The organism is Vibrio sp. RM-41-2B (assembly GCF_024744415.1).
Classification (GTDB): domain Bacteria; phylum Pseudomonadota; class Gammaproteobacteria; order Enterobacterales; family Vibrionaceae; genus Vibrio; species Vibrio diabolicus.
This window is the reverse complement of record NZ_JAMQWD010000004.1, coordinates 41,657-57,569: the sequence shown is the minus strand read 5'-3', so window position 1 is coordinate 57,569 and position 15,913 is coordinate 41,657. Positions and strand designations below refer to the sequence as shown.

Sequence of the window (15,913 nt, the reverse complement as noted above, 5' to 3'; positions counted from 1 at the left end):
AGGTCCTAGATAATAGGGCCTTTAATTAAGGTTACATTATGAAAATTAAAGCATTATCAAAGCTAAAGCCTGAAGAAGGCATCTGGATAACTGATGTTGATAAACCTGAAGTTGGCCATAACGATATTCTGATCAAAATTAAGAAAACCGCTATCTGTGGTACAGACGTACACATCTACAACTGGGACGAATGGTCACAAAAGACAATTCCAGTTCCTATGGTTGTCGGTCACGAATACGTGGGTGAAGTGGTTGCGATTGGTCAGGAAGTTCGTGGCTTTGAAATTGGTGACCGCGTATCTGGTGAAGGTCACATAACTTGTGGTCACTGCCGTAACTGTCGTGGCGGTCGTACTCACTTGTGTCGCAACACGATCGGTGTGGGTGTAAACCGTGAAGGCGCATTTGCAGAATACCTAGTGATTCCTGCATTTAACGCGTTTAAGATCCCTGACGAGATTTCTGACGATCTAGCATCGATCTTCGACCCGTTCGGTAACGCGGTACACACTGCGCTTTCTTTCGATCTAGTCGGTGAAGACGTGCTCATCACTGGTGCTGGCCCAATCGGCATCATGGCCGCCGCAGTTGCGAAACACGTCGGCGCTCGTCATGTGGTTATCACAGACGTAAACGAGTACCGTTTAGAGCTAGCTCGTAAAATGGGTGTAACACGCGCAGTAAATGTTGCTGAAGAGAAGCTTGAAGATGTAATGGCTGAACTAGGCATGACAGAAGGCTTTGACGTAGGCCTAGAAATGTCTGGTAACCCAGCGGCATTCAACTCAATGCTAACCACAATGAACCACGGTGGTCGTATTGCATTACTCGGTATTCCACCATCAGATATGGGCATTGATTGGAACCAAGTGATCTTCAAAGGCCTAGTTATCAAAGGCATCTATGGTCGTGAAATGTTCGAAACATGGTACAAGATGGCTTCACTGATTCAATCTGGTTTGGATCTATCGCCAATCATCACGCACCACTACAAGATTGATGATTTCCAAGAAGGCTTTGACGTTATGCGCTCTGGCATGTCGGGCAAAGTTATTCTTGATTGGGAATAATCAGTTCTAGTAAGAAAAGCGCTCCAAAAGGGGGCGCTTTTTTGTTTATTTTAGCCCTATCTTTTTCGTCAATTTTCTTAATTTCAGCCTAGAATTTTACTGCCGTTTAATAACCAATTTCCTGCTCGACTCTGTTCAAATCGACTTTATTTTCTTCTGAAACTTCAGTAAAGCTTCACTTTCTGTATTTAGAATAACCAAATGACCATTTTATTTTTAAGTGTATTTTGTGGTTTTATATCTTGTAAAAATTTACTTTTGTAGTTATTTGTTTTTAATCGTGCATGTTTTTATACCTAACTTACTTCTTTTAAATGTTTCGCATTTTATATGCATTTAGTTTGTCATACTTGAGCTATAACTAATAAAACAATCATCGATATACAGTGGAATGTTAGAAAATGGAGCTTTATATGAAAAGAATATATTTGATGATGCCTCTGTTATTAACGTCATTCAGTTGGCAAGCAAACAGCGCCTCAGTGAGCGGCACCATTGATGTTTCCATTAACCTTGTACAAGGTTGTGTGATCAACGGAAATAATGCGGTAGACACTGCCTCTGGTATTGGTTTTGGTTTACTTGATTTCGGCGACGTGCCAGCGATCTTTACTGAGCAAGATGCTGTGGTCAATGGTGGCAGCGCGACGGGCATTGAAGTGCTCTGTAGTAACGGTGTGACTCCGACCTTTACACTTGGCACTGGTTTGTATGACGGAAGTGTGGCAGCAGGCTCCTACGCGATGTCGAATGGTTCCGAGTATATCGAATATAAGCTGTTTACCGATTCAGACAGAAATACCCAAATCGTGCAAAATGGAACGGTGGCGCTTACTGAGTTTACGACCGCAACGGCTCAGACCATTGAGCTTTTTGCGAAAGCTTACGGTACGAGCAGCACTGCGGGATCGTACTCAGATACAATCAGTGTGACATTAAGCTGGTAAACCGTGACGCTGGTTGTTAGAGGCTTTTCACTTGTCGTGATGAGTTGGTGTTCTTCAACTGTGCTGGCTGATGTGACAGAAACCTTTCAAGTATCAGCAACAGTAGACACAGGTTGTTTGATTAATGGCGCAGTACAAGAAGAGAGCGCAACGCAAGCTGGACAAATAGGAACGTTGGATTTTGGTGAACATTCTTCTGTTTATGCAGCGGAAGTACAAGGCAGTGTCACATACAGCTCATCACTTACATTAAGTTGTACTCCGGGTATTGCGATGAATGTTTCTCTAAACGGTGGGCTGAATTCATCGGATGGCGTGCGCAAGTTAAAGCATAGCGAAGAGGTCACGACGGTAGACTACTTTTTGTTTCAGGATCTGGATTACACACAAGTGCTTGATATCGATACTCGATATTCCGTCGATACCACTCAAGACCCAGATAATATTCAGTTTCCTATCTGGGCAAAGGCAATAATAAATGGGAATGAAATAGCCGGAATTTATATGGATACGCTTACGCTGACCTTGGAGTGGTAAGTGATGTTTCGGAGGGATGAAATGGAATTCATACTTAAAAAATCATTATTAATAGCGACCTTCCTTTTTGTTTTTATCTCCAATGCTAACGCCAATTCATTATTAATTTGGCCGATCTACCCCCAAATAACAGCGGAGACGAATGCGACATACCTTTGGATGGTGAATAAAGGCAACGTTGATTCTTACTTACAAGTGAGGATTTTTAAATGGGGACAAAATGAAGGTGAAGATAACTATTCTAATCAAAATCAACTGATTGCCACGCCACCATTTGTCAAAATTGAACCTGGCGAAAAACAGCTGATTCGCATCCTCAATCAAGATGAAGCCACAGCAGGTAAAGAGTACGCTTACCGAGTGATCATCGATGAACTGCCTCCAACTCACGACCCTCTAACCGATTCGATGGAAAATGAACTCGCTGTTAAAGTTCGAATGCGCTACTCCATCCCCTTATTTATCTATGGAAAAGGACTTAACAATACTCAACAGCAGAATAAGGACAGTGAGTTGTGGAATGGTTTGCAAGCTCAATTGATTAAGAAAAATAATCAACGCTTTATTCACATTAAAAACTCAGGAAATCATCATGTGCGTCTGGTGAATTTACAACTGGATTCTCCGAATAAAGAACCGTTAATGATTTCTGAAGGATTAGCCGGTTATATTCTTCCAGAGCAATATAAGGTTTGGCCTATTTCATATAAGAATATAAACAATATGAGTTTGAGTGCGAATATTGGAGGTAAACGCTACAAAATACCATTGACGCAATAATGACAATAATGAACAGACGCAATGAAATGTATGTCTTGCTTTGGCTTGGATTACTAAGTATGGCGTGGAGCAATATTGGCCTTTGTGCGAACTCACCCAACAGTTTTTCTGAGTTACCGAGTCCTGAAAACTTTTTCTTTTGATAAGTTTAACAATATTAGCTTGAAACTAGAATTGGTGATCAATCAAAGAGCGACGGGGCATATTGCCGAAGTCGAGCGCATTGGCGATAAGTACTTTCTCCAGCGGCAAGATCTAATAGCGGTTGGCGTTACTGCCAAATCGTTGCCAGGAACGGAAGACAGGATTGACGTTTCTTCCATCGCTGGGGTTAACGTGCGTTATTTGCAATCGTCACTGCAACTGGCGATCGACGTTCCGCCGAACTGGCTGCCGATGCAGAGTTTATCTGCACACGATATGGGGCGATTTTCTCCAGCTAAGTTTGGTCGTGGGGGACTGTTTAACTACAACGTTTTTGGTGTGTATGAAAACGAAAGCCAACAAAAGGAGGTTTCTATCGATCATGAAATCAGAGCCTTTTCTGAGTTTGGCGTTTTTTCTACAACGGGAATATTTAAATCCAATTTTCACCGCGATGTTCAGTCTCAGCAAAGCAGTCAATACACCCGTTTCGATACAGGGTATGAGTACGCCAATCAGGCGCGCCGACTTCGTTTGGAAGTCGGAGACTACATCGTCCGTCCTTTGTCTTGGAGTCAGCCGGTGAGAATGGCGGGCATTCAGTTGTCGCATGACTTTTCTATGCGCCCCGACGTAGTGACGACGCCATTGCCAGCGTTTTATGGTGAGGTCACTGCGCCCACGACCTTGGATTTATTCATCAATGGCTTTAAAACCGACTCAATGGCCGTCGGGCCAGGCCCTTTCGTTATTAACGACATTCCCATGATCTCTGGCGCGGGTGAAGCAACCGTCATTGCGACTGATGCTCAAGGCCGACAAACGGTCATGACCAGTCCGTTTTTCCTCTCTTCCGATTTGTTGAAAACAGGATTTACTTCCTACAGTGCCAGTATTGGTGCGCTCAGAGAAGATTTTGGAAACGCATCGAATGAATATGGTGCTGGTGGCGTTGTTGTAGCGATGCGTCATGGCATGACGGATTGGTTAACCTTGGAAACACAAGCTGAAGCAAAAGATGACCTAATTGTTGCAGGGCTGGGTTTTGTTAGTAATGCGTTCAACTTAGGTACGGTAGATGCCTCATTTCGAGTCAGTAATTTTAAAGATCAATCCAGCTCATACGCTCTGAGTTACAGTTACCAATCTAGGTTGTTTAGCTTCGCTGCTAGAACGCAAGTGGAGCAAGCTGATTTCTATACCCTGTCGCATTTGCCAAATTACGAGAAGCTTAATAAAGGGGAGGAGGCATCGCTGAAGTCTCGCCATGTATCGCAAGTCAACATGGGAGTACGGCTAGGGGATTGGGGCTCACTTTCCGGTGGTTATTTTGATATTCAGCAAACAGATTCTAGCTCGCGTACGCTCAATCTTACGTACAGTTATGCTTTGCCTTTTGATATCAATATGTCGCTCTCTTACAACCACAGTATTGGTGGTCAGGCAGTGACATTAGCGCAGTTCTCGTTGCCCTTTGGTTCGCTTGGCGGCAGTGCCGGCTTAACGCTGAAAAGGGAAGATGATGGCGATGTGCGAGGGCGAGTTGGATACAGTCGCCTCGCGCCTATAAAAGGCGGGTGGGGTATCAATTTAGCGCATGACCTCAATGAAGATCCTGAAAACCGTAAGCAAGCCGATTTGACCTATCGTGCCTCGTGGGCTCAGTTTCGAGGAGGGCTCAATGGCACCAGTGGGAATTATGATTATTTTGCGGAAATGGCGGGTTCGGTCTCGACATTGGATGGCAAAATCTTCCCTGCTAACGAAGTGTATGACAGCTTTGCCGTGGTCAGCACCAGCGGTTTTGACGGTATTCCGGTTAAATATGAAAACCAAATTGTTGGCGTGACTGACGAGGATGGCTATTTGCTAGTGCCTTGGGCTACCGCGTATTACACCGCCAAATATGAAATTGACCCACTCACTTTACCAGCGAATGCGGCATTTTCGACGACAGAGCAGTTCGCTTCGATACATGCAGGTTACGGTTATTTATTAGAGTTTCCCATTGAGCTGCAAATTGCATTGAGTATGACCGTTGTGGATGAAAATCACCTAGTCCTGCCGCTTGGCACGTTTGGGCGTTCAGAGACAGGATTAGTCAGTCAAATTGGGTGGGATGGGTTTACCTACTTTGAAGGCCTTGACCCGGGCAGTTACATTTTGTTTTATCCTCAAGGGCAGTCGCCATGTAAAGTTTCAATTGAAGGGTTGTATGAGCGCGATAGTCAAAAAATACAAACACTGAATAGTCAGGTTTGCCTCAAAACAGAAGATGAGGCGGCACTATGATTTTGCATCGCTGGCTGGCTAGTCTACTTCTCTTTTTCTCCTGTTCGACAATGGCATGTGAGATCACGGCGCTAACACCTTCAATCCAGTTTGGCAATGTTTCTTCATTTACGGTGTCGAGCACTCAGCAACAAAGTTCAGCTCAGCCTCATGCCGGGATAACGTGTGACTTTTCGACACTTGTGTCGTTGTTGAGTGGCGACTATGTGTCCGTCACATTTACCAGCCTCAATGGTGGGCAGATGACCACCCAAGGAGATGCCAGTTCGGTAATTAACTATCAGATCTTTGGCGATTCAAGCCTTTCAGAAGAGTATGTTTTTGGCCAATTGTACACCTTCACAGACACCGACTTGTTAGATTTGTTGGGGCTGTTTGGAGACCAAGTTGAGTTCCCTCTTTATGCTCGGACGGGAGCTGGAAGTAACCTTTCGGCCGGAACTTATACAGACCAAATTATAGCGTCTTGGGATTGGAATTACTGCAAGGGCGTAGGTCTACCAGGAGTATGTATTATTCGGAATGAGGGGAGTGCTCAAAGTACTATTACGGTCGAGTTGGAAGTGACTCCCGACTGTATGATAACCGCGCCGGATATTGATTTTGGTTCATCCCCATTGGTGGCGGGCTTCGATCCCGTTAGTCAGGTTATATCGTTAACTTGTACCAAGAACAGTTCCTTCACCATTGGTTTAAACGATGGCGTAAATGCTTCAGGAGGCCAACGAAGGATGGCATCTGATGGTAACTATTTGGAATATGAAATCTATAAGTCTTCATCGACGGAGCGCTGGGGCTCGGCTGGTGCTGAGCGCCGCGAACAGAGTGATGTCGATACTGGCGACGCCATTCCAGATGGTATCACTCCACAGAACTTCAATTATCGCGCAGAGATAATAACAAGCCAAACCACCCCACCAGCTGGCACTTATACCGACTCGATAATCGTTGATGTTCAATTTTGAGCATCATATCAATTGCATAACTAGAGGCATCTATTCCAAAAAACTTTTGTAATCATAGTTTTCACTCTATTCCCGCTTAATTCTGTGCGATTAGTATGGTTTTGTTTTCACAACATTTAACTTGAAGGAATAAGGAAAACTATGAAGAAGTCACTGGCAGCACTAGGTTTGGCGTTGGTATTTACAGGAACAGCTTACGCAGCAAGCTGGGGTTACGAGGGGAGTCACGGGCCTGAGCATTGGGGCGAGTTTGCGTCTGAATGTTCCAAAGGTCAAAACCAAAGCCCAATTAATATTGTCTCCGCAGCAGAAGCGAAGTTAGACAAATTGCAGTTCGACTACCATGGCAAAGCAATCTCATTGCTCAATAACGGCCACACCCTGCAAACCAGCCTAGAGGGTGACAACACACTGTTGATTGATGGCAATGCATTCACGTTAAAGCAGTTCCACTTCCATACTCCGTCAGAAAACCATGTGGATGGCAAAGAATACCCATTAGAAGCGCACTTTGTACATGCTGATACAACTGGCCATTTGGCGGTTGTGGCTGTGTTTTTTCAATCCGGAAAAGCGAACCCAGATTTAGCGAAGTTACTGGCAAACATACCAAGTAAAGATCAAGGTGTAGAGATTAAATTGCCATTTGAAGCGGATGCGTTGCTTCCAAAAGACAAAGCGTATTATCGCTTTAATGGCTCACTAACGACACCACCATGCTCTGAAGGGGTACGTTGGTTAGTGATGAAAGAAGCACAAACCATTTCCCCTGAGCAGATTAAAGCGTTTACGAAAGTGATGGGGAAAAACAATCGTCCCATCCAACCATTGAATGCTCGTATGGTGTTAATGCAACACTAACCAATCCAAGCAAATAAAAATGAAAAAGCCCGCTTGAATAAAGCGGGCTTTGTTATTGGTATCAATGGAAATTAGAAGCCGTGATCTTCTTGCTCCTCAGCTTTTATCATTTGAACTGGGTCGAGCTTGAGTGTTTGAGTTGGGAAGGCGATATCTGCTTCGTGTTCTTTAATGATGTTAATTACTTGAAGAAGAACATCCTGTTTAACCTCATGGTATCTCACCCAATTCACGGTTTTTGTGAAGGTATAAATGAAGAAATGCAGTGACGATGGACCGAACGTATCGAAGTTGACGATAAGCGTTTGGCGTGCATCAATATCTTTGTGATTCTTAAGCATCTCTTTCACCGCTGTAATGATTTGCGGCATTTTTTCGGCGTCGTCGTAACGAAGTCCAATTTTTTCGTAGATGCGTCGATTTAGCATGCGAGATGGGTTTTCTACGACTATGTTGCTAAACACAGAGTTTGGCACATAAAGAGGGCGCTTGTCGAAAGTTCGTATGATGGTCATTCTCCAGCCAATTCGCTCTACCGTACCTTCAATTTGGCGATCTGGAGAGCGGATCCAGTCGCCAACTTTAAACGGACGATCGAAGTAGATCATAAGGCCACCAAAGAAGTTCGACAGCAGATCTTTCGCCGCTAAACCAACGATTAAACCACCGACACCACCAAAGGTGAGCAATCCTGACAGTGACAAGCCAAACGCCTGCATCACAGTGAGAATTCCGACGGTAATAAAGAACAAGCGCGCGACTTTAGCTATCGCTTGCACTGTGGTTTCATCTCGGTTTTTTTGTTCTAGGACGTACTCTTCAACATTGGTGATGAGTCGCATAACGGTCCAGACGAAGATACTGATCACCAAAATCAGTTTCAGCGTGCTTAACCAGTTTATTTTATCGTTGAGCTCGCTCTCTAATATGATGCCGATAGAGACGGTTGCTGGCCAGCACCAAATGAGTGTACTGACTGGCGCTTTTAGCGCATCAAGCAACATGTCATCCCAGTGGAAAGGGGTTTTCTCTACTAGTACTGCGAGACGAGAGCGGATCAGTCGCCAAGCTATCCAAGCAATAAAGCTGGCGAGTGTAATGAAAAGGACACTTCCACTCCAATCTTGATGAGATGTTTCAATATAGCTTTGCAAATCGGTAAACCACTGTGACATATGTAACTTCTTTCTAGTGAACCATGGAAGGAAAGGTAGCAGATATTACTCCTTCACCCCAGTGATTTCCTTTAAATCATTTACTTATGTATAAATCGCCTGAGGTAGGCTAGTTCGTGAGGTGGAAAGTGAGTGGTCGAAACTGAGTGATGAGCCGCCGTTCCATTCGTGTGCGGAGCTTCGTCATCTCCGATGCGCGTTGATATTTGAACGATCAATTATAACTTCTCTGACTTATCGCTAACATTTATCTTAAGTAAGTGTGAGAGTGTATTGGCTCTTGAATTAGCGGAGGCAGATATGGAATTTACAGAGCTGGATCGAAACGCGCTCTACGACATCTGGATGTCACAAAAAGCCAAAATGCACATCACTCAAATGGAAATGGCGAAGCGCCTTGGTTTGAGTCTACACGAGTTTTCTGGCTTGTTACGTGGTAATTCTCCACTGACGCTAGGTTTTGTAAAACAGCTATGCGAGCAGCTACATGTACGTCCTGGTCAGGTGATTCCGTCTTTGACGGAGCGTGATCTATCTGCATCTGGTACGGTTTATTTACAAAATCGTGTGACGGTGGATGGCGATATCAGTAACGTGTTTATCGACGGAAACCAAGTCGTGATCGAGTACGTTCACCAAGTTAGTTAGCTTGCTCGTCAAATTATCGGGTTGAAGAGCAATAAAAAACGAGCCAACAGTGGCTCGTTTTTTCGTTTCTGTTTTGCTCGCTTGCAAAGATTATGGGATTTTCACTAGCGAATCGCGAGAAAGATCCGCGATAGACTTCGCGCCTGTAAGCGTCATAGCTACACGCATTTCTTTGTCGTACAGATCCAGTAGGTTTTCAACGCCTGCGCCGCCTTGTGCAGCCAATGCGTACACAAATGAACGACCAAGCAGTGTGCAGTCAGCACCCAGCGCGAGCATACGAACCACATCAAGACCAGTACGGATACCAGAGTCAACAAAGATCTTAAGATCGCCTTTTACCGCATCTGCAATGCTTGGTAGTGCTTTAGCACTTGAAAGCACGCCATCTAACTGACGACCACCATGGTTAGATACTACAATGCCATCCGCGCCGAAACGTACCGCATCTTTTGCATCTTCTTCGTCGAGGATGCCTTTGATGACCATAGGGCCATCCCAAAAGTCACGAATCCACTCAAGATCTTTCCAGGAGATAGATGGGTCGAAGTTTGCGCCTAACCAGCCGATGTAATCTTCTAGTTTTGTTGGTTCGCCGCGATACGTTGAGATGTTACCTAAGTCGTGCGGCTTACCAAGTAGACCCACATCCAGTGCCCAGCTTGGGTGGCGCATCGCCTGGAAGACACGACGCATGGCTGCGTTAGGGCCGCTCATGCCTGAGTGCATGTCACGGTAACGCGCGCCAGGAACTGGCATATCAACGGTAAACACCAGCGTTGTGACGCCCGCAGCTTTTGCACGCTCAAGCACGTTCTTCATAAAGCCACGGTCTTTAAGCACGTAAAGCTGGAACCACATTGGACGTTCAATTGCAGGTGCGACTTCTTCTATCGGACAAACCGAAACAGTCGACATAGTAAACGGGATGCCTTTTTTCTCGGCTGCTTTTGCTGCTTGCACTTCGCCTCGGCGCGCGTACATACCAGTTAGACCAACAGGAGCTAGCGCGATTGGCATTGCCAGTTTCTCACCGAAGATCTCGGTTTCTAGGCTCAAATCTGTCATATCGCGTAGGACGCGTTGGCGAAGAGCGACATCACCCAAATCGTCAGTATTACGCTTCAGCGTGCGTTCGTCGTAAGAGCCGCCATCAATATAATGGAATAGAAACGGGGGAAGCTTGGCTTTCGCGGCAGCGCGGTAGTCAGTAGAAGCTGAGATAATCATAATGGTGTCCTAGCGGTTATTCTAAGCAAAGTTGTGGAGCAATTTGCTCTTTCGTTGAGCCTTCATCGCAAAGCAGTGAAGGCATCAAAATGAGTATAGTTACCTATGGTTCACTTACTTTTGAACTGGTGATGTTGGTAACTCATTTACATAATTGATTGAAAAATTTTGTTAAATCACTCAATCAGTTATACAAATTGGAAAGGATGACACAGCTGCCGGGGGGATTGATGTAGCAAGCTAAATCAACATGTCGGGGTAGTAGTGCTGACAGCTGTGTCAAATTAGGCAGAGCTACAAACCCTGCGTTTCGCGTTACTTCATCAAGACATCCGTCATTTGGAGGCCGTAAATCAACACCAAACCAATAATGCCCGTCATTACAATGTAGTAGAACGTAGGGATAATCGTCTTACGCAATGTTGCGCCTTCACGGCCAAGTAAGCCTACGGTGGCTGATGCGGCAACAACGTTGTGAATCGCAATCATGTTACCTGCGGCAGCGCCAACGGCTTGAAGCGATACAACAACCACACTCGAAATAGACAGTGTTTGTGCCACTTCGAATTGGAACTGGCTGAACATCATGTTTGAAACCGTATTTGAGCCAGCGATGAAAGCACCCAGCGCACCAACGGTGGCACTCAGTGCTGGGAACGCAGAGCCGACAAGGTCAGAGGCAAAGTTCGCTGTTGTGACCGGCATACTTGCTAGGTCAGCGCCGTTAATACCAGAGTTGATGAAGATACGAACCATCGGGATGGTAAATACCAAGACAAACCCCGCGCCAATCAGTGTTTTGCTTGACTCGCCAAATGCTTCACGCAATGGCTTTACGCTACCGCTTTGTAACATTGCAGCAAGTAGTGCGACAAACACCAGAATGCCACCAGGAAGGTACAAAGGCTGAATAGCGGCGCTAACGCCAGTCTCACCAAGAATGTTGCTGAACGACAAACTTACGCTTTGTACAAAGCCTTTCAGTTCTGGGCTTACGCGGCTTGCGACGAGAATTACCGCCAGCATTACATATGGTACCCAAGCTTTTACGATGCTCATTGGCTTGCCAGGATTGTCGTTTAGATCGACTTTTAGCGAGCCCAGCCATTCAGCAGGCCATTTGTCTTCGCTTTCGAAATCCCACTTAGTCTTTGGTACTAAGAAGCCTTTTTTCGCTGCGGTAACAACAATAGAAAGACCAACCAAACCACCGATAAGTGAAGGGAATTCTGCACCCAAGAACACACCAGTTAACGCGTATGGCACAGTGAAAGAGACGCCTGCGAATAAAGCAAATGGTAGAATATTCAGACCTTCACTCCAGCTTCTGTTCTTGCCGAAGAAACGTGTTAACATCATCGCCATTAATACAGGGATCATCGTACCTACAACAGCGTGAATCACAGCAACATGCGCGGTGATATCTTGCAGGTACATTTCCCATGTTGCGCCTTGTGCAGCCAAAGACTCACTGATGTTATGCGTGTCTAAACCTTTGTTTACACCCACGATGATTGGTGTACCCACCGCACCGAATGAAACAGGCGTTGACTGAATCATCATGCCCATTAGGACAGCGGCTAGCGCAGGGAAGCCGATTGCAACCAGTAGTGGCGCTGCAATTGCTGCCGGGGTACCGAACCCTGATGCGCCTTCAATGAATGAGCCAAAACACCAAGCAATGATGATGGCTTGCACACGGCGGTCAGCTGAAATATCGGTAAATCCATTACGGATAGTGGTGATCGCTCCAGTGTGTTTTAAAGTGTTGAGCAAGAAGATGGCACCAAACACGATCCATAGAACAGAGACAGTAATGCCTAGCCCTTGGAATACAGAAGCCAGTACGCGATTGGCTGACATATCCCAAAACATTAGGGCAATAGCGACGGTCAAACCGAACGCAACAGGCATGGCTTTTTTAGCAGGCCAGTTGAGACCAACCAATAAGATGGCGGCAACAACAATTGGCGAAAATGCCACTAGGGCAAGTAGGGTTTCACTCATTTGTACATCCTTCGTACGCTGACTTCTCGAACGGTGTCAATCCGCTGTAGAGGTGACTTTTTGTTGTAATGGTTTTGTTAATTTGGCGTGAATTTACTCCTTTATTTTTTGTTGATATAGGGAAATAATGAAAATAATTAATTCCAAAAGTGACATAATCGTATGAGAGCAGACGACTTAATCCTATTTTCTCAAGTAATCGAACTGGGTAGTTTTAGTAAGGTTGCAGAGGCAAATAACCTTACAAATTCGGTAGTTAGCAAAAGAATGGCAAGGTTGGAGGAAGAGATAGGGGCGCAGCTATTATATCGAACAACGCGTAAATTGACCTTAACCGAAGCAGGTAAGGTGTTACTCCACAGTGCTAAAAATGTGAAGCAGGCCACTCAGGAGGCTATGGACGCTGTTGCAGGCTTTGGAGAGAATGTGAGCGGTCACATAAAAATGTCCGTGCCGTGTATCTCTGGAGATTTGATACTTGCTGATGCTGTTGCCGAATTTTGTAACCTTCATCCGGGCCTGACCGTGGACATGTCATTGGATAATCGCTTTGTCGATTTAGTGGCTGATGGTTACGATTTAGTCATTCGAACTGGCTACCTAGCCGACTCCAGTTTGATCGCACGACATATTCTCGATTCCCAATGGGTGGTATGCGCGTCACCTTCTTATATTGCGAAAAATGGGAAACCGATCGAGCCGATTGATCTCACTACACACAATTGTCTGCAATACGCTTACCAAACCACAGGTGCAACAGATTGGGAGTTTAAAGGCGGAGACGGAAATTACATCGTCAAAGTATCGGGCTGCTTTTCTACTGATAACGCGACCGCATTACGTAAAGCCGCTCTGGGCGGCCATGGTATAGCTTACGTCCCGCGATGCTTGGTGTATCACGATATTCGCAATGGCCAACTGGTCGATATTTTTCCTGAACTAGTGGGTAAAAAGCTGGGTATCTACGCGGTGTACCCGTTTACTCGTCAACCACCGAATAAAGTGAAGCTGCTTATTGAGCACATTCGTGACCGATACTTAACGATATCTCATTATTTCTAGGTTCTTCATAGATTTAAAACAATGTCGTTGAAATCAAAATTGGGTGCTCTAAGGTAATCACCGCAATAAAACGATTGAAGATAAACAACTTAATAAAAACAACGGAGTAACACGGACGTTATGCATTACCCAAAAACACGTAAAGATTCTGTCGTGGACACTTACTTTGGTCACGACATTGCCGACCCTTATCGCTGGTTAGAAAATGATCGCAGCGAAGAAACCGCACAATGGGTTTCGGGTCAAAACTCAGTGACCTTCGATTTTCTTGGTCAGGTCCCGTACCGCCAACAAATCCGTGACTTGGTCGCGAACAGCCAAAACTACGAAAAATATTCCCAGCCATTTGTACGTGGTGACTACACCTATTTCTACAAAAACGACGGTTTGCAAAACCAAAGCGTATTGTATCGCCGTAAAGGCGAGGGAGAAGCCGAAGTCTTCCTTGACCCAAATACGTTCTCTGAAGAGGGCACGACCTCTCTTGGCGAAGTCAGCTTCTCGAAAGATTATCGTTTGGTCGCGTATTCCATCTCGGAAGGGGGCAGTGACTGGCGCAAGATCTTTGTTATTGATGCGGAAACCAAAGAACAGTTAGAGCCTGAGATTGTGGATGCGAAGTTTACGTCGATTTCTTGGCTGGGCAGCAAAGGCTTCTATTACTCAAGCTATGATAAGCCGCAAGGCAGTGAGTTATCTGCGCGAACTGAACATCACAAGCTTTATTATCATGAACTTGGTACACCTCAGTCTGAAGATAAAGTGATTTTCGGTGAGTTGGATACGCAGGTTCATCGTTATGTGTCTGGTACCACGACGACAGACGATCGCTTCCTCATTATTTCTGGCGCAGAATCCACATCGGGTAATCGTCTGTTTTATATCGATTTACAGTCTGAGTCCCAAGCGATTGTGACACTGCGCGATACGACGCAAGGCGACACCTACTTGATTGATAGTCAAGACGAAACCTTGCTGCTTTACACCAACCTAGATGCGCCGAATGGCAAAGTTGTCAGCTACAACACCCGAACAGCGCAATGGATGGATGTGATTGCTGAACAAGAACAGCCGTTAGAAATCAGCAAAGGTGGCGGTTATCTGTTTGCGACTTATATGGTGGATGTACTTTCTAAAGTGCAACAGTTTAACTACCAAGGTGAATGGATTCGAGATGTTGAATTGCCGGGAGAGGGCACGGCTTATGGTCTAGCTGGCAAGTTAGAAGAAACCACGCTTTACTACACATTCACTAACTATGTGACACCACCGACGATCTTCTCATTTGATGTTGAGTCTGGTGAATCGACGCTGTTTCAAGAATCAAAAGCGCCGTTCGATCGTAATGAGTATGAGTCAAAACAGGTGTTCTACACCTCAAAAGATGGCACGCAAGTTCCGATGATCATCTCATACAAGAAGGGCATCGCGCTTGATGGCAGTGCGCCAACCATGCTGTATGGTTACGGCGGTTTTAACATCAGCCTCACTCCGATGTTTTCTGGCAATGTGGCCAACTGGCTAGAATTGGGTGGTATTTACGCTGTAGCCAACATGCGAGGCGGCGGTGAATACGGTAAAGCTTGGCACAACGCAGGCACTCAGCAGCAAAAGCAAAACGTATTTGATGACTTTATTGCGGCGGCGGAATACCTGATTGAAAACGACTACACTAGCTCCGAGCGTCTAGCGATTCGTGGTGGTTCAAATGGCGGCTTGTTGGTTGGTGCGTGTATGACGCAACGTCCTGAGTTATTTAAGGTGGCGCTGCCAGCCGTAGGTGTGCTTGATATGCTGCGTTACCACACGTTTACGTCTGGAGAAGGCTGGAAGTATGACTATGGCACGTCTGAGCAAAGCGAAGCGATGTTCCAATACTTGCTTGGCTACTCTCCTGTTCACAATGTAAAAGAAGGCGTGCAGTATCCTGCGACATTGGTGACAACCGCCGATCACGACGATCGTGTGGTTCCAGCACATTCGTACAAGTTTATTGCGGAGCTGCAAGACAAGCAGCAAGGTGCTAATCCAGTATTGATACGCATTGATGTCAATGCTGGTCATGGTGCAGGGATGCCGCTGAGTAAGCAAATTGACCTCACCACAGACGTGTATGCATTTACGTTATACAATATGGGTATTGAGTCGATTTAATGCCTTAGTTGCTCGAAGCTTCTGAGAATAAAAAATGCCGC

Annotated in this window: 12 protein-coding genes and 1 pseudogene; 10 read left to right on the top strand and 3 right to left on the bottom strand. The window is 45.5% G+C overall.

The features are described from left to right. The first annotated feature begins 38 nt into the window (after positions 1–38). The 7 genes and pseudogenes from tdh to NB463_RS01705 all read left to right on the top strand — a co-directional run bounded on the left by tdh (position 39) and on the right by NB463_RS01705 (position 7,596). A complete protein-coding gene (gene tdh / locus NB463_RS01735) occupies positions 39–1,070 on the top strand; it encodes an L-threonine 3-dehydrogenase (protein ID WP_257081869.1) in 1,032 nt (343 codons plus the stop codon). Between the two features lie 401 nt (positions 1,071–1,471). Next, positions 1,472–2,017: a Csu type fimbrial protein gene (locus NB463_RS01730; protein WP_005485799.1), complete on the top strand. Its 546-nt coding sequence runs from the start codon at positions 1,472–1,474 to the stop codon at positions 2,015–2,017. A 3-nt stretch (positions 2,018–2,020) separates the two neighbouring features. Continuing rightward, positions 2,021–2,554: a Csu type fimbrial protein gene (locus tag NB463_RS01725; protein ID WP_005499803.1), complete on the top strand. Its 534-nt coding sequence runs from the start codon at positions 2,021–2,023 to the stop codon at positions 2,552–2,554. 21 nt (positions 2,555–2,575) lie between these two features. Next, positions 2,576–3,334: a fimbrial biogenesis chaperone gene (locus NB463_RS01720; protein ID WP_031776387.1), complete on the top strand. Its 759-nt coding sequence runs from the start codon at positions 2,576–2,578 to the stop codon at positions 3,332–3,334. 59 nt (positions 3,335–3,393) lie between these two features. Beyond that, positions 3,394–5,770, top strand: a pseudogene (locus NB463_RS01715) (fimbria/pilus outer membrane usher protein). Then, positions 5,767–6,735: a Csu type fimbrial protein gene (locus NB463_RS01710; RefSeq protein WP_441351636.1), complete on the top strand. Its 969-nt coding sequence runs from the start codon at positions 5,767–5,769 to the stop codon at positions 6,733–6,735. Before NB463_RS01715 ends, NB463_RS01710 begins: the two are co-directional and overlap by 4 nt. Positions 6,736–6,876: 141 nt before the next feature. Further along, a complete protein-coding gene (locus NB463_RS01705) occupies positions 6,877–7,596 on the top strand; it encodes a carbonic anhydrase (RefSeq protein WP_104972908.1) in 720 nt (239 codons plus the stop codon). Positions 7,597–7,667: 71 nt separating this feature from the next. Here NB463_RS01705 and NB463_RS01700 read toward each other — a convergent pair whose 3' ends face one another. Next, on the bottom strand, positions 7,668–8,771 hold the full coding sequence (locus NB463_RS01700; protein WP_046875767.1) for a mechanosensitive ion channel family protein: 1,104 nt from the start codon (positions 8,769–8,771) through the stop codon (positions 7,668–7,670). Between the two features lie 300 nt (positions 8,772–9,071). On the opposite strand from NB463_RS01700, the gene NB463_RS01695 reads away from it, so the two are divergent. Beyond that, positions 9,072–9,419 (top strand): helix-turn-helix domain-containing protein, encoded by a 348-nt coding sequence (locus tag NB463_RS01695; RefSeq protein WP_005375109.1) that lies wholly within the window; start codon positions 9,072–9,074, stop codon positions 9,417–9,419. Between the two features lie 90 nt (positions 9,420–9,509). Here the strand turns inward: NB463_RS01695 and lldD are convergent, their stop codons facing one another. After that, entirely contained in the window at positions 9,510–10,649 is a 1,140-nt protein-coding gene (lldD, locus tag NB463_RS01690; RefSeq protein ID WP_005383962.1) for an FMN-dependent L-lactate dehydrogenase LldD, read from the bottom strand. 315 nt (positions 10,650–10,964) lie between these two features. Next, positions 10,965–12,656, bottom strand: a complete 1,692-nt coding sequence (locus tag NB463_RS01685; protein WP_258430796.1) for an L-lactate permease — start codon at positions 12,654–12,656, stop codon at positions 10,965–10,967. 162 nt (positions 12,657–12,818) lie between these two features. On the opposite strand from NB463_RS01685, the gene NB463_RS01680 reads away from it, so the two are divergent. Then, positions 12,819–13,718 (top strand): LysR family transcriptional regulator, encoded by a 900-nt coding sequence (locus NB463_RS01680; protein ID WP_258430795.1) that lies wholly within the window; start codon positions 12,819–12,821, stop codon positions 13,716–13,718. 120 nt (positions 13,719–13,838) lie between these two features. Beyond that, a complete protein-coding gene (locus tag NB463_RS01675) occupies positions 13,839–15,872 on the top strand; it encodes a prolyl oligopeptidase family serine peptidase (RefSeq protein WP_258430794.1) in 2,034 nt (677 codons plus the stop codon). The last annotated feature ends 41 nt before the right edge of the window (positions 15,873–15,913 follow it).

Coding starts and splice junctions, on each gene's coding strand:
- NB463_RS01700 (WP_046875767.1), bottom strand. CDS start 8,771: ATGTCACAGTGGTTTACCGATTTGCAAAGCTATATTGAAACATCTCAT.
- NB463_RS01685 (WP_258430796.1), bottom strand. CDS start 12,656: ATGAGTGAAACCCTACTTGCCCTAGTGGCATTTTCGCCAATTGTTGTT.
- NB463_RS01710 (WP_441351636.1), top strand. CDS start 5,767: ATGATTTTGCATCGCTGGCTGGCTAGTCTACTTCTCTTTTTCTCCTGT.
- NB463_RS01705 (WP_104972908.1), top strand. CDS start 6,877: ATGAAGAAGTCACTGGCAGCACTAGGTTTGGCGTTGGTATTTACAGGA.
- NB463_RS01720 (WP_031776387.1), top strand. CDS start 2,576: ATGGAATTCATACTTAAAAAATCATTATTAATAGCGACCTTCCTTTTT.
- tdh (WP_257081869.1), top strand. CDS start 39: ATGAAAATTAAAGCATTATCAAAGCTAAAGCCTGAAGAAGGCATCTGG.
- NB463_RS01695 (WP_005375109.1), top strand. CDS start 9,072: ATGGAATTTACAGAGCTGGATCGAAACGCGCTCTACGACATCTGGATG.
- NB463_RS01730 (WP_005485799.1), top strand. CDS start 1,472: ATGGAGCTTTATATGAAAAGAATATATTTGATGATGCCTCTGTTATTA.
- lldD (WP_005383962.1), bottom strand. CDS start 10,649: ATGATTATCTCAGCTTCTACTGACTACCGCGCTGCCGCGAAAGCCAAG.
- NB463_RS01680 (WP_258430795.1), top strand. CDS start 12,819: ATGAGAGCAGACGACTTAATCCTATTTTCTCAAGTAATCGAACTGGGT.
- NB463_RS01675 (WP_258430794.1), top strand. CDS start 13,839: ATGCATTACCCAAAAACACGTAAAGATTCTGTCGTGGACACTTACTTT.